The sequence below is a fragment of the Allobosea sp. AK1 genome, assembly GCF_006714945.1.
Lineage (GTDB): Bacteria > Pseudomonadota > Alphaproteobacteria > Rhizobiales > Beijerinckiaceae > Allobosea > Allobosea robiniae.
Window position 1 is genome coordinate 1,504,098 of sequence record NZ_VFMG01000001.1, and the last position, 19,576, is coordinate 1,523,673.

Here is a 19,576-nt window from a genome sequence, read left to right on the forward strand (position 1 = left end):
TTCGGGTCTGCTGGGGCACCGGGGCGAAAGGCTTGAAGCCGCCTTTCAGGGATATCCGATGCGATCTCGCGTCGGCCGCCGGGCAAGCCGGCGGCCGCGTGTCTCCGGATCAGCGCGCGGAGCGCATCAGGTCCGGTAGTAGCGCTTGGCGCGGCGCTCGGCTTCCTTGGCCGCTTCTTCCGGCGTCGCCTGGCCGGCGCAGACGGATGCGACCATCTGCACGACCACATACTCGGCGTTCACGGTGCCCGCGGCCTCGTTGATCGAGCCCTTGTAGCCGCTCCAGAGCGCGCGTTCCCAGGTGTCGCGATAGATCAGGATCTTGGGATCGCTCGACCAGACCTTGCTGTCAGCATAGCCCTTGAGCGGCTGCGCCCAGTAGCCGGAGCTGCCGGTCAGCCACTTGTCGTAGTTCTCGCGCTCCATCATGAAGCGCAGATAGGCCAGCGCCGCTTTCGGGAACTTGGTGTGCTTGAACGCCATGGCGTTGATGATCAGCGCCGGCTCCGAGGGGCGCCCGAGCGGCCCGACCGGCATCATCGCATGGTTCAGGTCCTTGCCGATCGCCGCAGTCTTCTCGTCCTTCGAATTCTTGATCGAGAAATAGAGCGAGACGCCGTTCTGCGTGACCGAGACTTCACCGGCCGACAGCGCCTTGTTGTTGCTGATGTCGAGCCAGGAGAGCGTGCCGGGGATGAAGGTCTCGTAGAGCGCCTTGGCGTATTTCAGCGCCTCGATCGTCTCCTTGGAGTTGATCGTGACCTTGTTGTTCTCGTCGACCATATGGCCGCCATGGGTCCAGACGAGCCAGTTGCAGAAGGCGTTGCCGTCACCGACCGCGTTGCCGAGCGCGAAGCCGGCCGGATGGTTCTGCTCCTTGAGCTTGCGGCAGAGCTTGAGGAAGCCGTCGAGATCCTTCGGGAAGGCGTCGAAGCCCGCTTCCTTGACATGGGATTCGCGATAGACCGCCGGCGCGCCGGAAGCGCCCATCGGGATCGAGACCCACTGGTTGGTCTTGTCCTTCTTGCCGTATTTCTCGGCAATCGGATACCAGCCGCCGTTCTTCTTGCCGAGATCGTCGGCCAGCGCGGTGAGGTCGATCAGCTTGTCCGAGAAGATATGCGGATCGTCGGCCCAGCCGACGACGATATCGGGGCCTGCGCCGGTATTGGCGGTCACCGCCGTCTGCGGCCGCAGGTCTTCCCAGCCGGCATAGTCGACCTTGACCTGCACGCCCGTCGCCTTGGTGAAGGCGGCGGTGTTCTCGTCGAAGATCTGCTGATCGAGATCGACGAACTTGGTCGGGCGCAGCACACGCAGCGTCGCGCCCTTCTCGACATCGGCCTGCGCGATGGCCGAAGACAGCGGCAGGGTTGCGCCCGCCGCGAGCCCGGCGCCGCCGATCAGAACGTCTCTTCTTGAAATGCTCATGGAAACCGTCTCCTCCGTTGGGGCGGCGGCGGCCTGCATGGGACCCCCGTCCTGCATGATGATGGGCGTTGACAGCGATCATCCGCCGCCCTGCCTTCGGGGCGGCGAATTTCTTGGAGCCGGGTCCGATCAGATTGAACCGACCCGATCGGAAAGCCGCCTCGGATACTCTGCATCAAGAACGCATGGCTCGATCGGATCGCATCGCAACCCGACCGGCGCGTGCCCTTAGATGCGCTTGCCGGTCGCGGCGTCGAACAGATGCGTCACGCTGGTATCGGGCGTGATGCCGATCGTCTCGCCGGGCTTCGCCGAGATGCGCTCGCGGAAGATGCAGGTCAGGTCCTGCCCGCCGCAGTGGACGACCACCTGCGTCTCCGAGCCCATCGGCTCGACGACCGAGACTTCAGCCTTCAGGCCGTTCGGATCGAGACGGAAATGCTCGGGGCGGATGCCCAGCACCGCGGCAAGGCCGTCGGAGCCCACCGGATGCTTGCCGATCGGCCAGACGGTGCCGCCCTCGGTCTCGAAGCCGTTACCGACGATCTTGCCCTTGAGCAGGTTCATCGAGGGCGAGCCGATGAAGGCCGCGACGAAGAGGTTGGCGGGGTTGTCGTAGAGATCGAGCGGGGCGCCCATCTGCTCGACGATGCCGTCATGCATCACGACGATCTTGTCGGCCATGGTCATGGCCTCGATCTGGTCGTGCGTGACATAGACCGTGGTGGTCTTCAGGCGCTGGTGCAGCTCCTTGATCTCGGTGCGCATCTGCACGCGCAGCTTGGCGTCGAGATTGGAAAGCGGCTCGTCGAACAGGAAGACCTGCGGATCGCGCACGATCGCCCGGCCCATCGCGACGCGCTGGCGCTGACCGCCCGAGAGCTGGCGCGGATAGCGATCGAGCAGCTTGTCGAGGCCGAGAATGCCCGCGGCCTTGCCGACGCGGTCGTCGATCTCGGCCTTCGGCGCCTTCCGGAGCTTCATCGAGAAGGCCATGTTGTCGGCGACCGTCATATGCGGATAGAGCGCATAGTTCTGGAACACCATGGCGATGTCGCGTTCCTTCGGCGGAACGTCGTTCACCACGCGCGGGCCGATCTTGATCTCGCCGCCCGAGATGTTCTCGAGCCCGGCGATCATCCGCAGCAGCGTCGACTTCCCGCAGCCGGACGGACCGACCAGGATGACGAACTCGCCGTCGTCGATGTCGATGTCGACGCCGTGGATGACCTGCGTCGACCCGTAGGCCTTGCGCACATCGGCAATCTGGACTGAAGCCATGCCGTCCTTCCCTGTTTTCCGTTCCCTGATCACGCGCCCGCCTTGCAGCGGCCCGTGACCACAATCGGTTTCTTGTGACCGAATGATGAAAGCGGACACCGCCTGATCCCGACGATTGTGTCCGTTCCAATCTGCGATAAAGTCATACGATAGAAGCGGCCCTGTCAAGCGCCGCCACAACCTTCGGGATGCCGCAAATTTTGGCTGGCCGAAGGCGCCCGAGGGAGGGGCACCAGCGATGCGGGTACGCGACTTCTCGCGGCCGACGACGCTCAATCCGGACCGGCTTTTCGGCCAGGTCGCCCAGAAGCTTGCCGTCGCGATCATCACCGGTCGCGTCCGGGCGGGCGAGGTCCTGCCGAACGAAGACGACCTGCGCTCCGAGATATCGGTCTCGCGCACCGCCTATCGCGAAGCCGTCAAGGTCCTCACCGCCAAGGGGCTGGTCGAGGCCCGTCCGAAGAGCGGCACCCGTGCCGCACCGCGCGAGCGCTGGAACCTGCTCGATCCGGACGTCCTGTCCTGGCAGTTCGAGGCCGACCCCAACGAGAAATTCATCCGCGATCTCTTCGAGTTGCGCCGCTTCGTCGAGCCGAGCGCCGCCCGCCTCGCCGCGCAGCGCCGGACCTCCGCCGACATTGCCCGGATCGAAGCCGCCTATCGCGGCATGGCCGACGGCGCGCCCTATGCCGAAGCGACGATCCGGGCCGATCTCGCCTTCCACGAGGCGATCTTCTCCGCCGCCCAGAACGCCGCATTGCAATGCCTGTCGAGCGCGGTCATCGCCACCCTGCAATGGTCGTTGCTGCTCAAGACCGGCGACGAAGCAGCCTATATCGAATCATTGCCCGACCATGAGCATGTGCTGCTCGCCATCATCGACCGCGACGGCGACCTTGCCTCGGCCCGCATGGCCGGCCTCGTCATCGACAGCCTCAATACCACGCTGGCCTCGCTCGGCACGCATTTCGCGACGGAGGCTGGGAAAATCGCCAGAATAAAGCATACTAAATGAGCGCCCGCTTTCCCGGCGGAACGTGATCGGATAGCGCTCATGCGGCAGCGGGGCTATGCCGTTCCGGCAGGCCGCGTAGTTTCATTTTAATCGATTCAGACAAGCCGAATCAACGCCCTTCGCCACATCTCACGGACAGCCAGACAATGACAGCCTCCACCAAGCCCGAAATCGTTCAGACCGGCCCGCTGATGGCCTATGCCGCCGACCAGCTCAAGGCGCGCTTCACCGTCCATGAACTGTGGAAGGCGCCCGACCGCGCCGCCCTGCTGCGCGAGGTCGCGGACCGCGTGCGCGGCGTTGCCGCCGGCGGCGGGCACAACCGGGTCGATGGCGCGCTGTTCGACGCGCTTCCGAAGGTCGAGGTCATCTCGAGCTTCGGCGTCGGCTATGACCATGTCGACGCCACCGAAGCCGGCCGGCGTGGGCTCGTCGTCACCAATACGCCCGATGTCCTGACCGACGAGGTCGCCGATCTCGCGCTGGGCCTGCTGATCGCCACCGTCCGGCAGCTCCCGCAGGTCGACCGCTACCTGCGCGAGGGCAAGTGGCTGCAGGGCAATTATCCGCTCACCACCTCGCTGCGCGGCCGCAAGGTCGGCATCGTCGGCCTCGGCCGCATCGGCAAGGCGGTGGCGCAGCGCATCGAGGCCTTCGGCCTGCCGGTCGTCTACCACGGCCGCTCGCGCCAGGCGGACGTGGCCTATCGCTACTACCCGTCGCTGGTGGACATGGCCGCCGATGTCGACACGCTGATCTCGGTCGCGCCGGGCGGAGCCTCGACCCATCACATCATCAATGCCGAGGTGCTGAAGGCACTTGGTCCCAACGGCATCCTGGTCAATGTCGGCCGCGGCACCGTCGTCGACGAGCAGGCGCTGATCAAGGCGCTCAAGGACAAGACCATCCTCTCCGCCGGCCTCGACGTGTTCGAGGACGAGCCGCGCGTGCCGGCAGAGCTGATCGCGATCGAGCATGCCGTGCTGCTGCCCCATGTCGGCTCGGCCTCGGTCCATACCCGCGAGGCGATGGGCCAGCTTCTGGTCGACAACCTGGTTTCATGGTTCGATGGCAAGGGCCCGCTATCGCCCGTGTCGGAGACCCCATGGAAAAAGGCCTGATCCGCCAGCTTCTGCCTCTGCTGATCCTGGCCGCCAGCTCCCTGCCGGCGGTCGCGCAGACGGCGCCGCTGCCGCGCGGCGCCGACAAGGCGCCCGACGCGATCCGCCGCTGGCTCGGCGCCTGGGACCTCGAACTGGCGGGCGCGTCCCGAAGCTGCACGGTCACGCTCGGCGCGGAAGCCACCGGCAACCGGCGGCAGTTGCGTTTCCCCGCCACGTGCCGGCGTGCATTGCCGGTCCTCGGCACCGCCGCCTCCTGGACCTTGGCGGCGGGCGGGCAACCCCAGTTTCTGGATACCGACGGCAAGGAGGTCATCGGCTTCCAGAAGGGAACGCCCGAGACCGGGCTCGACGGCAAGGGCAGCGATGGCAAGGCCTATCGGCTGACATCGCAGAACCACCCCCGCATCGCGCCCCGGGCGCCGCAGAATCAGGCAGCGACCGCAGCCCAACGCGTCACGGTCGTCGATCCGGCAACGGCGCCAGCGCCCGACACTCTGCCGGGGCGCTATGTCCTGATGCGCCAGCAGAACCGCGAGGCCTGCCGCCTCCTGCTCTCGCCCGCAGCCGCCGATGGCCACCAGCCCGCCGCCTTCGAGTGGACCTGCCCGGATACCGGACTGACGATCTTCGATCCCGTCGGCTGGCGCTATGCCGGCGGCCGGTTGACGCTCGTCGCGCGTCGCGGCCACGGCACCGACCTCGTCTTCGAGAACGGTCAATGGCGCAAGGACCCCGCGGTCGGGGCACCGCTCCTGATGCGCAAGCTCGCGCCGTAGCACGCATGACCGGCCGAGCCGGCCATGCGGTTCGCTTGGCTACTCCGCCGCCACCGGACTTAGCACGCCCCTACGGATCTGATCTTCCTCGATCGATTCGAACAGGGCGCGGAAATTGCCCTCGCCGAAGCCGTCATCGCCCTTGCGCTCGATGAACTCGAAGAAGATCGGTCCGACCACCGTTGCCGAGAAGATCTGCAGCAGCACCTTGCTCATCCGGCCGGCCTTCTCGCCGAGCGCGACCGCGCCCTCGCCGTCGATCAGGATGCCGTTGGCCTTGAGCCGTTCGACCGGCTCGCCATGGTTCGGCACGCGGGCATCGACCTTCTCGTAATAGGTCGGGGGCGGCGACGGCATGAAGGGCAGGCCGTTGCCGCGCAGGGCCTCGACGCTGGCATAGATGTCGCGCGAGCCCATCGCGACATGCTGGATTCCCTCGCCCTTGTACTGGCGCAGGTACTCCTCGATCTGGCTCTTGTCGTCGAGCGACTCGTTGATCGGTATGCGGATCTTGCCGCAGGGCGAAGTCAGCGCCCGCGAGATCAGGCCCGTCAGCTTGCCCTCGATATTGAAGAAGCGGATCTCGCGGAAATTGAACAGCTTGCCGTACCAGCCGGCCCAATGGTCCATGCGCCCGCGGATGACGTTATGGGTGAGGTGGTCGAGATAGTAGAGCCCAGCCTGCTCCGGATGCGGGTCGCGCTCGCCGATCCATTCGAAATCGACATCCCAGATCGAGCCCTTCTCGCCATAGCGATCGACGAAATAGAGCAGCGACCCGCCGATGCCGCGCACGGCCGGGATCGCGAGCTCGCCCGGTCCGATCGCGCTCTCATAGGGCTCGGCGCCGAGCGACACGGCCCGCTCGAAGGCGTGCTTCGCATCGACGACGCGGAAGGCCATGGCGCAGGCGCAGGGGCCATGCGCGGCGGCGAAGGCCTGCGCGAAGGAATCGGGCTCGGCATTGACGACGAAATTCACGTCGCCCTGCCGGTAGAGCGTCACCTGCTTCGAACGGTGGCGAGCAACCTTCGTGAAGCCCATCGTCTCGAACAGGGCGCCGAGCTTCTCCGGCTCAGGATGGGCGTATTCGACGAATTCGAATCCGTCCGTTCCCATCGGGTTGGCGGCCGAGATCGCGGGTGGGGCAGCATCGTGCGGAAACGGACCCATGGACATTCCTCCTGTCGGCTCTTGCTGGATACCCCATGATCGCGCAAAGATCAGGCAAATTCCGTGCAAAATTGCCTCATCAGGAAAATTGAATGCATGATACACGCATGAAAGATACTAAAGACGCACGACATGGCCACGCTTGACGCACTCGACTGGCGCCTGCTGGACGCTCTCCAGAATGATGCTTCCCTGACCAACGCCGCCCTGGCGGAGACAGTCGGGCTATCGGCGAGCCAGGTGTCGCGTCGACGGCAGCGGCTGGAGCAGGAGGGCGTCATCCGCGGCTACCGGGCGGCGCTTGAACCTTCCGCCGTCGGCCTCGGTGTCATCGTCTTCATCCATGTCGCGCTCGATACGCATTCGCGCGACAATGCCCGCCGCTTCCGGGATCTCGTAAAGCTGACGCCCGCGATTCTCGAGGCCCACGCCCTGACCGGCGAGGCGGATTACCTGCTGAAGGTCGCGGTCGGCGACCTCAAGGCGCTCGCCCGGCTCGTCAACGAAATCCTGATGCCGCATGAAAGCGTCGCCCGCGTCCGCTCCGAGATTGCGCTGGAAACGCTGAAGGAACCGGGAGTTCTGCCGCTGCCGATGACTTGAGCGCGCTGCTGTGCAAACTGGCGCCTTGGTCACGCCGTTTTCATGCGGCGGATCGACTGCGCGGCGCCTCAGCCGCCAACAGGAGAAACCAGATGTTCAATGCCAAATCCCTGCTCGACGCCTTGATCAGCGCCGGCAGCCAGGCCGGCACACAGGCCGGACAGCAGGGCAGCCTTGGCGGCATGCTCGGCGGGCTGGCCGGCCAGATCCAGGGTTCCGGCGGCCTCGGCGGGTTGGCTGGCCAGATCCTGACCCAGGCGACGCAAGGGCTCGGCGACGCGGCGCGCCAGACCGGCGTGCAGCAGGGCGCCGGCGATGCGCTCGGCCGGGTCACCGGCGGCCGGACGCCGGATCAGCTCATCGAGCAGGCCAAGGGCGTGTTCAGCAATAATCCGGCGCTGGCAACCGCGGTGCTCGGCGGGCTCGGCGCCCTCGTCTTCGGCACCAGCACCGGCCGCTCGGTCGCAGGCTCGGCGGCCAAGCTCGGCGGCCTCGCCCTGATCGGCGGCCTCGCCTACAAGGCCTACCAGAACTATCAGGCCGGCAAGCCGCTGCTCAACGCAGCCCAGCAGGAGGTGCTGCCCGCCCCCGCCGGCACCGGCTTCGAACCGCAGGCCGCGACCGAAGCGACCGCTCTGGTCTTCATCCGCGCGATGATCGCAGCCGCAGCCGCCGACGGCCATATCGATGCGGAAGAGCAGAGCGCCATCCTCGGCGGCCTGAAGGAGGCCGGCCTCGAACAGGAGGCGCATGAGTGGCTGGCGCAGGAGATGGCGAAGCCGGCTTCGATCGACGCGCTGGTCGAGGCGGCCGAGAGCCCCGAGCTCGCCGCACAGATCTATACGGCGGCGCGCATCGCCATCAATCCGGACAATGCCGCCGAGAAGGACTTCCTGGCGGGCCTCGCCGGCTCGCTCGGCCTCGATGCCGAGCTCGTCGCCAATATCGACGCCGCCGCCAGCGCCGCGAAGGTCTGACCGCTTCGGCCGGCGCCCGAGCACGGCGCCGGCCGTCTCCGGCTTTCGCGGACCGCGGAAGCCCGATGTTAAGCATGGCGTTGAAATCACTGCCCGTTTCGACGCCATGTGCACCTGCGCTTAGGAGTTTCCCGCCGATAACGCCCGCGCCGGCTGAGCCGGCAGTCGGGTTCCGCGATGCGGAGGCCGACCCATGTCTTGGGGGAGACGGGCCGAACCATGTCTGTGACCGCGATGATCAGGGCGATGCGGCCGCATCACTGGCTCAAGAACGGCCTGGTCTTCGTCCCGATCCTGCTCAACCACGACGCCTTCGATCCGCACGCGCTCTGGCTCGGCCTGATCGCCTTCGTCGCCTTCAGCCTGATCGCCTCCGCGGTCTATCTCCTCAACGACATCAAGGATGTCGAGGCCGACCGGCGCCACCCGACCAAATGCAAGCGCCCGCTCGCAGCCGGCGAGATCACCGCGACACAGGCCTATGCCGCCGTGCCGGCGCTGCTCGCGGCTGCCTTTTCGACGGCTCTGCTGGTGCCGCAGCCGAAGAACTTCCTCCTCGCGCTGCTGACCTATCTGTTCCTGGCGCTCGCCTATCTGCTCTTCCTCAAGCGCAAGCTCCTTGTCGATGTCCTCGGGCTCGCCGCCATGCACACGCTGCGCATCCTCGCCGGCAATGCCGCCGCCGCCATCCCGATATCCTCCTGGCTGCTGGCCTTCGCGATGTTCCTGTTTCTCAGCCTGGCGCTGGTGAAGCGCTATGCCGAATTGCGCCTCACCCAGGACCAGTCCGGGCTGAAGAAGGCGGGGCGTGGCTATCACGCCGAGGATATCGAGGCGCTGTCGCAGCTCGGCATGGCCTCGGGCTGCACCTGCGCCCTGATCATGGCGCTCTATGTCGACAGCGCCAACGTCAAGCAGCTCTACAGCCAGCCCAAGCTGATCTGGCTGATCTGCCCGATCATCCTCTACCAGATGGCGCGGATCTGGTTCCTGGCCCGTCGCGGCCAGATGCCGGACGATCCGCTGGTCTTCATGATCCGCGACTGGCGCAGCCAGCTCATGGGGCTCGTGGTGGCCCTGATCATGGTCGCCGCGACCTTCCTGCCGTGAGCGCCCCGCTCTCGGACTATCGCTCCTGGGGCGGGCTCGCAGCCCGCGAAAGCCGGATCGTCGATGCGCGCGACTGGCTCGAAGCCCCCGCCCGCCACCGCCCCGCCCTCGCCTATGGCAACGGACGCTCCTATGGCGATTCCTGCCTGAACGACGGCGGCACGCTGATCGACGCGCGCGATCTCGACGACATCCTCGCCTTCGACCGCGAGACCGGCCTCATCACCTGCGGCGCCGGCCTCCTGCTCGACCGGCTGCTCGAGATCACCGTGCCGGCCGGCTGGTTTCCGCCGGTCACGCCCGGCACCGCCTTCGTCACCATCGGCGGGGCGCTCGCCAACGACGTCCACGGCAAGAACCACCATAGCGCCGGCACCTTCGGCAGCCATGTCCGCGCCTTCGAGCTCGTCCGCTCGGACGGGCAGCGCCTGATCTGCGCGCCCGACCTCAACAGTGAGCTCTTCACCGCAACCATCGGCGGCTTCGGCCTCACCGGCCTGGTGACGCAGGTGACGCTCCAGCTCATGCCGATAGCATCGGCCGAGATGGCGCAGGAGGTCCTGCCCTTCGGCAATCTCGATCGCTTCTTCGAGATCGCAGCCGCATCCGATGCCACGCATGACTACACTGTCGCCTGGATCGACTCGCTCGCCGGCGGGCGCGATCTCGGCCGCGGCGTCTTCTTCCGCGCCAACCATGCTCCCGCTTCCGGCATCCCGGCGCCACGTCCGGCGCGCTCCCTGTCGTTTCCGCTGAAGCCGCCCTTCCCGCTGATCAACCGCATGACGCTGAGCGCGTTCAACTGGCTCTATCGCAGCAGTCAGCCAAGCGACGGCCTCACCCGCCGGGTGCCCTATCGCCCATTCTTCTACCCGCTCGACCGCGTCCGCGACTGGAACCGCGCCTATGGTCCGAAGGGCCTGCGGCAATTCCAATGCGCCGTCCCGCTCGACCGGGCCCCCGACACTGTCGCTGAGATGCTGAGACAGACGCTCGCCGCGGGCGAGGCTTCCTTCCTGACGGTGCTGAAGCTTTTCGGCGACAAGCCTTCGCCCGGCCTGATGTCCTTCCCCATGCCAGGTGCCACGCTGACGCTGGACTTTCCCAATCGCGGCGAACGGACCGAGCAGCTGCTGTCTCGGCTCGACGGCCTCGCGATCGCCGCCGGCGGGCGGGTCAACCCCTACAAGGACGCGCGCATGTCGCCCGCGACCTTCGCGGCATCCTTCCCGCGCTGGCGCGACTTCGCTGCGCTTATCGACCCCGGCTTCTCCTCCGATTTCTGGCGGCGGGTCACGGCGCAGTAGAGCAGACTGCGACATCACAGCCCGGTGAGGTCAGCACTGCGACGGTTCCCCGACAGGCGGCCGGCTGCTAGCTGCGGCCCATGACTACGTCCGTGAACGATCAGCCGGCACCGGGCCGGAACACCGCCCATTCGCCAACGCGCCGCGAAGCTCTCGCCCTCACCCTGCTCTCGCCCTTGGCCGCGACGCCCGTCGCGGCCCGGCAGCCTCCGCGCTTTGCCGGGCCGAGCTCGCAATTCGTCCAGATCGATCCGCCGGAAGAGGCAGGTTCCCTCGTTCTCACCGACCTCTCCGGCAAGACCCGGCCGCTCTCCGCCTATCGCGGCAAGGCTGTCCTCCTGAATTTCTGGGCGAGCTGGTGCCCGCCGTGCCGGCGCGAATTGCCGATCCTGCGCCGGCTCCAGGCGAGAGCCGCCCGCGAATCCTTCGTCGTCCTACCCGTCTCGCTCGACAAGTCGGCCGCGACCGTGAGGACCTATCTCGACCGGCTCCGCCTCGCCGACCTCACGACCTTCATCGATGCCGAGGGAATCGTGGCCTCCGGTCCGAAATCGGCAAAGCCGACCCCCTTCCCGCTCTATGGCATGCCGATGACCTATCTGCTCGATCGCGAGGCACGCAGCGTCGGCTACCTCGTTGGCGAAGCGGACTGGACCAGCCCGGAAGGGCTCGAGCTGCTGCGCTTCTACGGGCGGGCAGCGAGCTGATCGCACCGGCCGGCAGACGGCCTGAAACGCCCCCGAAAAAACTTCTCATCGCCTTTGAACCTGCCCGCCGCCCCCTGCGACCAATGAGCATGGAGAGCGAGACCTTCGCCCTCGCAGCAATCGGGAGACGAGCATGACGACGTTCCGCAAGACCGTGACCGCGACCCTCGCGGCCCTGACCCTGGCCACCACCATGATCGCGTCCGGCGCCGAAGCCCGCCCGCGCTGGGGCTATGGCTACGGCCACCGGGGCTGGGGTGTCGGAGCTGGTGTGGTCGGCGCGCTCGCTGCGGGGGCCATCATCGCCGGCGCCACTCGCCCTTCCTATGGCTACGGCTACTACGCCGCCCCCGTCCGCTCCTGCGACATGGTGGAGCGCTTCGACCGCTGGGGCAACGTCATCGGCTACCGCCGGGTCTGCGGCTACTACTGAGTTTTCCTGGAAGACCCCTGTTTCGAGACCCCTGACTCAAAAGGCCGGCGCAAGCCGGCCTCTTTTTTTGTTGCTGGTGAGCGAACCGGTCAGCCCTTGCCGACCGCGACCTTGCGCAGGTAGCCGGTGACGATGCCGGTGACACCGCCCGACAGCACATCCTCGAAAGCCGCGAGAAACTCGTCGCACTGCTCGCGCGTGACAATCAATGGCGGCTCCAGCCGGATGACGTTGCGATTGTACTCGGTGAAGGCGACGAGCACGTCGTGCTCCTTCAGCAGGAGCGCCCCGACGAAGCCGCAAAGCGAGCCCTTCAGCTTGTCGTCGAGCAGCGCCACCATGTGCTTCAGCCCGAAGGGCATGGTCTCGCTGATGTCCTGGAACTCGACGCCGATCATCAGGCCGCGCCCGCGGATTTCCTTGATCAGGCTCGGATACTTGGCGCGCAGGCCGTTCAGCTTCTCGATCAGGTAGTCGCCCTGGCGCTGGGCATTGCCCATCAGGTCCTCGTCATAGAGGACGTTGAGGGCCTCGATCGACGAGACGCAGGCCTCGCCCATGCCCCCGAAGGTCGCCTGCGCATGGATCAGCGCGCTCTTCGGCTTGCCATAGGCCTTCATGTAGATTTCGCGACGCGCGATCATCGCGCCCATCGCCGCCTTGGAGCCGCCCAGCGCCTTGGCGAGCGCGGTCACGTCCGGCACCACGCCGTCACGCTCGAAGGCGAAGAACTGGCCGGTGCGGCCGAGCCCGCACTGCACCTCGTCGGCGACCCAGAGCACGCCATGCTTGTCGCAGAGCGCGCGCAGTTCGCGCCAGAACCCCTCGGGCGCCTCGACGATGCCGCCGCCGCCCTGGATCGTCTCCATCACGACGATGCCGATCGAGGGATCGCTCTCCAGTGCCTGCCGGACGGCGGCGATGTCGCCGAACGGCACCTTGACCCGGTTCTCGACCAGCTTGAACTGCGACTGGTAGAGCGTCGAATCCGTGACCGAGAGCACGCCCTTGGTCTTGCCGTGGAACGAGTTCGCGGCGTGCAGGATCTTCGACTTCTCCGGCCCCTGCGCCTGCTCGGCGACCTTCAGCGCCGCCTCCATCGCCTCCGAGCCGGTCGAGCCGAGGAAGACCATGTCGAGATCGCCCGGCGCGATGGTGGCGAGGTTCTTCGCCAGCGCGGACGCATATTGCGACATGAAGGCCATGCAGATCTCATGGCGGTTCTCGTCCTGGAACTTATGCCGGGCCGCGACGATGCGCGGATGGTTATGGCCGAAGGCGACCGAGCAGAAGCCACCGAAGAAATCGAGGATCTTGCGGCCGTCCTTGGTGATGTAGTGCATGCCTTCGGCACGATCGACGAGGATCTTGTCGAAGCCGAGCAGCTTCAGGAAATGGAGCTGGCCGGGATTGATATGGTTGGCGAAGAGCTCCTTCACCTGTGCGGCGTCGAGCTGCTTGGCGGCTTCCACGCTGATGAGCTGCGGCCGGGCATGGGTCACGGCTATGTCCTCGTTCTTGAAAGCGGGCATGCTCATGCGGCGAGGCTCCTCTCGGCCTGTTTCGGGCCATCCTTGGCCTTGCGGTATTCGGTATAGGCGGCGAGCAGCATGTCCTCGTCGCGATGTTGCGGCGCCCAGCCGAGCTCGCGCTTGGCCTTGGAGGTGTCAAGGATACAGATCTCGTCGGCGATCTTGTACTGCTCGGGATCCATGATCGGCAGGTTGATCGCGTCGAGCGTATCCAGCGTCAGCTTCACCAGCGAGGCCGGCGTCGGCAGCAGGATCGATTTCGAGCCGGCATGCTTGATCAGGTCGCCGAGCAGCTTGCGCACCGGCGGCGGATCGTCGGAGCCGAGATTATAGGCCTCGTTCGGGAAGCCCGCCTTCCAGGCCGCGACGCAGGCGCTGGCGCAGTCGAAGACCGAGATGAACTGGTAGGGGTTCTTGCCCGAACCGATCATCGGCACCGGCAGGTTCATGTCGATCAGCTTGAACAGCTTGACGAGAATGCCGAGGCGGCCTGGCCCGATGATCAGGCGTGGCCGGAAGATCGGGATGCGGAAGCCCTTGGCGCGGTACTCGTCGGCGAGCCGCTCGGTCGCGAGCTTGCTCTCGCCGTATTCGCCGAGCGGATGGGCCGGATGCGTCTCGTCCTGCGGCACGCTCACCGAATGGCCGTAGATCATGTCGGTGGTGAAATGGACCAGCCGGTTGGCGCCGTTCTTCTCCATCCAGGCGAGGATGTTCTGCGTGCCGTGATAGTTCACCGGCCAGAAGAAGTCGTGCCGCTCCGCCCGCGTCACGATCGGCGAGAGCATCTTGGCAGAGAGATTATAGACGAGGTCATCCGGCGCCAGCGGGATTGCGTCCACGCTCTCGGCCTTGGTGACGTCGATCTTCAGGAACGGCACCTTGGCGTAATGCGCATGGCCGCTCTGGTGGATGTCGGCGACCAGAACCTCCTCGCCCATGGCGGAGAGATCCGCCGCCAGATGCGAGCCGACGAAGCCGTCGCCGCCGATGATGATGTGCTTCATCGGTTCAGCCTCGGCGATCGACAGGCAGGCGCGGGCGATTGCGCACCGGTACCGGGATCGGCTGCGGGACGGCCGGCGGCTCGAACAGGGCGCCGAGGCGCAGGAACAGGCGTACGATCAGGTCCATGTTTCCCTCAGCTTTGTGCGATGAAGATGGTGCCCAGCACGATGAAGCCGATGCCGGCGATGCGCATCGCGCTCAGGTCTTCGTGGAAGACGAAATAGGCGTAGGCCGCGACCACGACATAGGCGAGGCTCAGGAACGGGTAGGCGTAGCTGATCTGCACCTTCGAGAGCACGATCAGGTGCGAGGCCATGCTGACGACGAAGGTGCACAGGCCCGCGAAGACGAAGGGGTTGAAGACGACGCGGAAAACCGTCGCGACCAGCCCATCGCCGGCAACATTCAGCGAGCCGACCCCGGTCATGCCGCGCTTCAGCATCAGTTGTGCGGCGGCATTGGTCAGCACCGTGAACAGGATCAGGGGAAGATAGGCGTTCATGGTGGCGCTTGCCGGCTCCGCATGGCTTTTGTCGCCACCGGAATGCAGCCGAAAACACTTCAAATACCTTAGGGGCAGGGATCGACTTGATCGTAGCGTTAAGCGGTTCCTGCCGAGATCGCTGAAAAATGCAGATGTTCCTTCCTGCCAGCAATGGACCGGCGGCAGGCTAGGCTCGCACGCGATCCACTCAGCGGATGCCGATCATGCCTCTTCCCAATCGCGTCAGGCCCGATGGCTCGCTCTTCGCCGATCCGGCCCGCGGCACCTTCTACGGCAACCGCGGCGGCCCCTTTCACGACCCGACGGCGCATGAGGTTCCGACGCGCATCCAGGCGACACGGCAGTGGCTTTGCTGCGTCCTCTCGTTCAAGGGGCGCAAGCGCAAGGTCTGGGGCCGCGGCTATACCGAATTGTTCTTCTGCGACGAGGTGACGGCGCTCGCGGCCGGGCACCGCCCCTGCATGGAATGCCGGCGCCAGGACGCGATCGCCTATCGCGCGGCGCTGGTGCAGGGCCTCGGCCTTCCAGAGACGCCGCTCTTCCCCGAGATCGACCGCATCCTCGATGCCGATCGCCTCGACGGCCGGACGAAGCGCACGTACCGCCTGCCGGCCGAGCTATTGCCTGATGGCGCAATGCTGCGCTCCGGCGACGGAACCCGTTTCCTGGCATTGCGCGGCGCGTCCGCGCTGCTCTGGTCCCCCAGCGGTTATGTCGACCAGCGCGAGCGGCCGACCGGCCTCGTCACCGTGCTCACCCCGCCTGCCACGCTCGCCGCCATGCAGCACGGCTACCGCCCGGAATGGCACCCGAGCGCCGAAGCTTTTGGCGAAGCCTGACGCCTGGCCGGCAGGAACTTTCCCCCTCGGAAGAGCGTTGCCGCAGCATCATCGTTCCAAACGGGGCTGAGAAAATGCGTTCCATCATCCTGTGGCTTGTAGGCGTTCCGATCCCGATCATCATCCTGTTGTGGTTCTTCATGAAATAGCGTTGCGTTGCGTCGCGTGGAGAAGGCCGGGCCCTGCGCCCGGCCTTTTCGTTTCGCGGTGCTTCCCGCCATGAACTGACAGGCGATCATGCTTTCCCCGCATGACCCTGCCATCGTAACCACGCAACGGCTCCCCTATATGCCGCCCATGTCAGACACGTCCTCGCCGATCATCTCGGTCTCCGGCCTCTCGAAAACCTACGATTCCGGCTTCAGCGCGCTGAAATCGATCGATCTCGCCATCAGGCGTGGCGAGATTTTCGCCCTGCTCGGCCCCAACGGCGCCGGCAAGACGACGCTGATCAGCATCATCTGCGGCCTGGTGCGGCCGAGCACCGGCACGGTCACGGCCGATGGCAACGACATCGTCAGCGACTACCGCTCCGCCCGTTCGGCCATCGGCCTCGTGCCGCAGGAACTGACGACGGACGCCTTCGAGACGGTGTGGTCGACGGTGAATTTCAGCCGCGGCCTCTTCGGCAAGCCGCGCGATCCCGCCCTGATCGAGCGCATCCTCAAGGATCTCTCGCTCTGGGAGAAGAAGGACAGCCAGATTCGCATGCTCTCGGGCGGCATGAAGCGGCGCGTCATGATCGCCAAGGCGCTCTCGCACGAGCCGCGCATCCTCTTCCTGGACGAGCCGACCGCCGGCGTCGATGTCGAGCTCCGGCAGGACATGTGGCGGATGGTCCGCCGCCTCCGCGACGAGGGCGTCACCATCATCCTGACAACGCATTACATTGAGGAGGCCGAAGAGATGGCCGACCGCGTCGGCGTCATCTCCAAGGGCGAGATCATCCTGGTCGAGGAAAAGGCCGAGCTGATGCGCAAGCTCGGCAAGAAGCAGCTCTCCCTCCAGCTCCAGCAGCCGATCGCGGCCGTGCCGGAGGCGCTCGCGAGCTTCGACCTCAGGCTCTCCGCCGCGGGCGACGAGATCGTCTACACCTACGATACCCAGGCCGAGCGCACCGGCATCACCACCTTGCTGCAGGGCCTGGCCGAGGCCGGCATCCGCTTCCGAGACCTCAGCACCAGCCAGAGTTCGCTCGAGGATATCTTCGTGAGCCTGGTCAAGGAGCGCCGCTGATGACCGGTCTCAACCTCCACGCGATCGCCGCGATCTACCGCTTCGAGATGAACCGCACCTGGCGCACCCCGCTCCAGAGCATCGTCTCGCCCGTGCTCTCGACCTCGCTCTATTTCATCGTCTTCGGTGGGGCGATCGGCTCGCGCATGCAGTCCGTCGAGGGCGTGCCCTATGGCGCCTTCATCGTGCCCGGCCTGATCATGCTCTCGCTGCTGACGCAGAGCATCGCCAACGCCTCCTTCGCGATCTATTTCCCGAAATTCACCGGTACGATCTATGAACTGCTTTCGGCCCCCGTCGCCTGGTGGGAGGCGGTGATCGCCTATGTCGGCGCCGCCGCGACAAAATCGATCCTGCTCGGGCTGATCATCCTGCTGACGGCCGCCTTCTTCGTGCCGCTCCGCATCGAGCATCCCGCGATGATGCTGCTCTTCCTCGTGCTGACGGCGACGACCTTCAGCCTGTTCGGCTTCATCATCGGCATCTGGGCCGACGGCTTCGAGAAATTGCAGGTCATCCCGCTCTTGATCGTGACGCCGCTCGCCTTCCTCGGCGGCTCCTTCTACTCGATCTCGATGCTGCCGCCCTTCTGGCAGACGGTGACGCTGTTCAACCCGGTGGTCTACCTGATCAGCGGCTTCCGCTGGAGCTTCTACGGGCTCGCCGATGTCAGCCTCGGCATCAGCCTGGGCATGACCCTGTTCTTCCTCGCCGCCTGCATCGCCACCGTCGGCTGGATCTTCAAGACGGGCTACCGGCTGAAGAACTGAACGCGGATCACAATTGACTTCCGCCCCCCTTCCGTCTTCATGCGCGCCATGACCGATCTTTCGACAATTGAAGCGTCCGCGGCCTCCGCCGCGCCGCATGCGCGCCGGCGCACCTTCGCCATCATCTCGCACCCGGACGCGGGCAAGACGACGCTGACCGAGAAGCTGCTCTATTTCGGCGGCGCCATTCAGCTCGCCGGTGAAGTGCGCGCCAAGCAGGGCCGCCGCCAGACCTCCTCGGACTGGATGAAGATCGAGCGCCAGCGCGGCATCTCGGTCGTCACCTCGGTGATGACCTTCGAATATGGCGGGCACGTCTTCAACCTGTTGGACACGCCGGGCCACGAGGACTTCTCGGAAGACACCTACCGCACGCTGACCGCGGTTGACGCCGCCGTCATGGTGATCGACGCCGCCAAGGGCATCGAGGACCGCACCAAGAAGCTGTTCGAGGTCTGCCGGCTCCGCGACATCCCGATCGTCACCTTCATCAACAAGGTCGACCGCGAGACGCGCGATCCCTTCGACCTGATCAACGAGATCGAGACGACGCTGGCGCTCGACGTCGCGCCGATGACCTGGCCGGTCGGCCGCGGCCGCGAATTCACCGGCACCTACGATCTCAAGGCCAACACCTTCCGCCGCAACCAGAAGGGCGACGAGCGCGCCGAGGACCGCCAGGTCTCCGGCTGGGACGATCCGCTCTTCGACGAGTTGCTGCCGCATGGCGCCGCCGAGACCTGGCGCGAGGAGGTCTTCCTCGCCGCCGAGGGGTTGAAGCCTTTCGACCTTCAGGCCTTCCGCGAGGGCCATCTGACCCCGCTCTATTTCGGCGCGGCCTTGCGCGACTACGGCGTGCGCGACCTGATCGATGCGCTGGGCCGCTATGCCCCGAGCCCGCGCGCGCAACCTTCCGACAAGCGCCTGATCGAGGCGGACGAGCCGAAGATGACCGGCTTCGTCTTCAAGATCCAGGCGAACATGGACCCGAACCACCGCGACCGCATCGCCTTCATGCGCATCTGCTCGGGCAAGCTGTCCCGCGGCATGAAGGCCAAGCTGGTGCGGACCGGCAAGCCGATGCCGCTCAACGCGCCGCAATTCTTCTTCGCCCGCGACCGCTCGATCGCCGAGGAGGCCTTTGCCGGCGACATCGTCGGCCTGCCAAACCACGGGACGTTACGCATCGGCGACACGTTGACCGAGGGCGAGGATATCGTCTTCAAGGGCGTGCCCAGCTTCGCCCCGGAAATCCTGCGCCGCGTCAAGCTGAAGGACGCGATGAAGGCCAAGAAGCTGCGCGAGGCCCTGCAGCAGATGGCCGAGGAAGGCGTCGTCCAGCTCTTCCTGCCGCATGACGGCGCGCCCGCCATCGTCGGCGTCGTCGGCGCCCTCCAGCTCGACGTGCTCAAGGAGCGCATGGACGTCGAATACTCGCTCCCCGTCGATTTCGAGCCCTGCCAGTTCTCGATCGCCCGCTGGGTCTCCGCGGACGACAAGGCGGCGCTGGAGAAATTCGTCGGCCTCAAGCCATCCTCGATGGCCGACGACCTCGACGGCGATCCGGTCTTCATGGCGTCCAGCCAGTTCACGCTGAAATACGATGCCGAGCGCGCGCCCGACATCACCTTCTCCGACGTGAAGGACTACCAGAAGGTCACGAAGGCCTGAGGCCACCACTCGGGCGTCATGCTCGCCCTCGTGGCGAGCATCCACGTCTTGAACGCAGCCCTCGCCAATGAAGACGTG

20 protein-coding genes are annotated in these 19,576 nt (G+C 66.0%); 13 read left to right on the forward strand and 7 right to left on the reverse strand.

The features are described 5' to 3' along the window. Positions 1–126 precede the first annotated feature (126 nt). Complete coding sequence (locus FHT98_RS07610) at positions 127–1,431, reverse strand: ABC transporter substrate-binding protein (protein WP_061970620.1); 1,305 nt, start codon at positions 1,429–1,431, stop codon at positions 127–129. Between the two features lie 228 nt (positions 1,432–1,659). Beyond that, positions 1,660–2,712: an ABC transporter ATP-binding protein gene (locus tag FHT98_RS07615; protein ID WP_061970618.1), complete on the reverse strand. Its 1,053-nt coding sequence runs from the start codon at positions 2,710–2,712 to the stop codon at positions 1,660–1,662. A 238-nt stretch (positions 2,713–2,950) separates the two neighbouring features. Here FHT98_RS07615 and FHT98_RS07620 point away from each other — a divergent pair, with 238 nt between their 5' ends. From FHT98_RS07620 to FHT98_RS07630, 3 genes are all read left to right on the forward strand, one after another. After that, positions 2,951–3,727, forward strand: coding sequence for a FadR/GntR family transcriptional regulator (locus FHT98_RS07620; RefSeq protein WP_061970616.1), 777 nt, complete (start codon positions 2,951–2,953; stop codon positions 3,725–3,727). 146 nt (positions 3,728–3,873) lie between these two features. Then, a complete protein-coding gene (locus FHT98_RS07625) occupies positions 3,874–4,848 on the forward strand; it encodes a 2-hydroxyacid dehydrogenase (protein WP_142113471.1) in 975 nt (324 codons plus the stop codon). Then, entirely contained in the window at positions 4,833–5,627 is a 795-nt protein-coding gene (locus FHT98_RS07630) for an AprI/Inh family metalloprotease inhibitor (protein WP_185745097.1), read from the forward strand. The genes FHT98_RS07625 and FHT98_RS07630 overlap by 16 nt, the downstream gene beginning before the upstream one ends. Positions 5,628–5,666: 39 nt before the next feature. Here the strand turns inward: FHT98_RS07630 and hppD are convergent, their stop codons facing one another. After that, entirely contained in the window at positions 5,667–6,800 is a 1,134-nt protein-coding gene (gene hppD / locus FHT98_RS07635; protein WP_061970611.1) for a 4-hydroxyphenylpyruvate dioxygenase, read from the reverse strand. A 132-nt stretch (positions 6,801–6,932) separates the two neighbouring features. Between hppD and FHT98_RS07640 the strand changes: the two genes are divergently transcribed. From FHT98_RS07640 to FHT98_RS07665, 6 genes are all read left to right on the forward strand, one after another. After that, positions 6,933–7,403 (forward strand): Lrp/AsnC family transcriptional regulator, encoded by a 471-nt coding sequence (locus tag FHT98_RS07640; RefSeq protein ID WP_091856829.1) that lies wholly within the window; start codon positions 6,933–6,935, stop codon positions 7,401–7,403. Between the two features lie 92 nt (positions 7,404–7,495). Then, entirely contained in the window at positions 7,496–8,380 is an 885-nt protein-coding gene (locus FHT98_RS07645; RefSeq protein ID WP_142113475.1) for a tellurite resistance TerB family protein, read from the forward strand. 219 nt (positions 8,381–8,599) lie between these two features. Beyond that, positions 8,600–9,490, forward strand: a complete 891-nt coding sequence (locus FHT98_RS07650) for a UbiA family prenyltransferase (protein WP_185745098.1) — start codon at positions 8,600–8,602, stop codon at positions 9,488–9,490. Continuing rightward, positions 9,487–10,797: an FAD-binding oxidoreductase gene (locus FHT98_RS07655; RefSeq protein ID WP_142113479.1), complete on the forward strand. Its 1,311-nt coding sequence runs from the start codon at positions 9,487–9,489 to the stop codon at positions 10,795–10,797. The genes FHT98_RS07650 and FHT98_RS07655 overlap by 4 nt, the downstream gene beginning before the upstream one ends. Before the next feature lie 92 nt (positions 10,798–10,889). Beyond that, positions 10,890–11,504 (forward strand): TlpA disulfide reductase family protein, encoded by a 615-nt coding sequence (locus FHT98_RS07660; RefSeq protein ID WP_185745099.1) that lies wholly within the window; start codon positions 10,890–10,892, stop codon positions 11,502–11,504. 133 nt (positions 11,505–11,637) lie between these two features. Beyond that, positions 11,638–11,937: a hypothetical protein gene (locus FHT98_RS07665; protein WP_061970601.1), complete on the forward strand. Its 300-nt coding sequence runs from the start codon at positions 11,638–11,640 to the stop codon at positions 11,935–11,937. Positions 11,938–12,026: 89 nt separating this feature from the next. On the opposite strand, the gene FHT98_RS07670 is transcribed toward FHT98_RS07665, so the two are convergent. From FHT98_RS07670 to FHT98_RS07680, 4 genes are read right to left on the reverse strand one after another with little or no spacing between them, the layout of a single operon-like run. After that, entirely contained in the window at positions 12,027–13,475 is a 1,449-nt protein-coding gene (locus FHT98_RS07670) for an aspartate aminotransferase family protein (RefSeq protein ID WP_142113483.1), read from the reverse strand. Next, the gene (locus FHT98_RS07675) at positions 13,472–14,476 is read right to left on the reverse strand and encodes an NAD-dependent epimerase/dehydratase family protein (RefSeq protein WP_061970599.1); all 1,005 of its coding nucleotides are present in this window, start codon (positions 14,474–14,476) and stop codon (positions 13,472–13,474) included. Before FHT98_RS07675 ends, FHT98_RS07670 begins: the two co-directional genes overlap by 4 nt. Before the next feature lie 4 nt (positions 14,477–14,480). Then, positions 14,481–14,603 carry a hypothetical protein gene (locus FHT98_RS26620; RefSeq protein WP_282568645.1) on the reverse strand — a complete coding sequence of 41 codons (123 nt, stop codon included), beginning with the start codon at positions 14,601–14,603 and terminating at the stop codon, positions 14,481–14,483. Positions 14,604–14,610: 7 nt separating this feature from the next. Further along, positions 14,611–14,979 (reverse strand): DMT family transporter, encoded by a 369-nt coding sequence (locus tag FHT98_RS07680; protein WP_139163512.1) that lies wholly within the window; start codon positions 14,977–14,979, stop codon positions 14,611–14,613. A gap of 206 nt (positions 14,980–15,185) precedes the next feature. Here FHT98_RS07680 and FHT98_RS07685 point away from each other — a divergent pair, with 206 nt between their 5' ends. The 4 genes from FHT98_RS07685 (at position 15,186) to FHT98_RS07705 (ending at position 19,498) form a co-directional block, all read left to right on the forward strand. After that, a complete protein-coding gene (locus FHT98_RS07685; RefSeq protein ID WP_142113485.1) occupies positions 15,186–15,821 on the forward strand; it encodes a hypothetical protein in 636 nt (211 codons plus the stop codon). Positions 15,822–16,118: 297 nt separating this feature from the next. Then, on the forward strand, positions 16,119–17,057 hold the full coding sequence (locus FHT98_RS07695) for an ABC transporter ATP-binding protein (RefSeq protein WP_091857124.1): 939 nt from the start codon (positions 16,119–16,121) through the stop codon (positions 17,055–17,057). Next, entirely contained in the window at positions 17,057–17,827 is a 771-nt protein-coding gene (locus FHT98_RS07700) for an ABC transporter permease (protein WP_142113490.1), read from the forward strand. Before FHT98_RS07695 ends, FHT98_RS07700 begins: the two co-directional genes overlap by 1 nt. 48 nt (positions 17,828–17,875) lie before the next feature. Beyond that, positions 17,876–19,498 carry a peptide chain release factor 3 gene (locus FHT98_RS07705; RefSeq protein ID WP_142113492.1) on the forward strand — a complete coding sequence of 541 codons (1,623 nt, stop codon included), beginning with the start codon at positions 17,876–17,878 and terminating at the stop codon, positions 19,496–19,498. Positions 19,499–19,576: the final 78 nt, after the last annotated feature.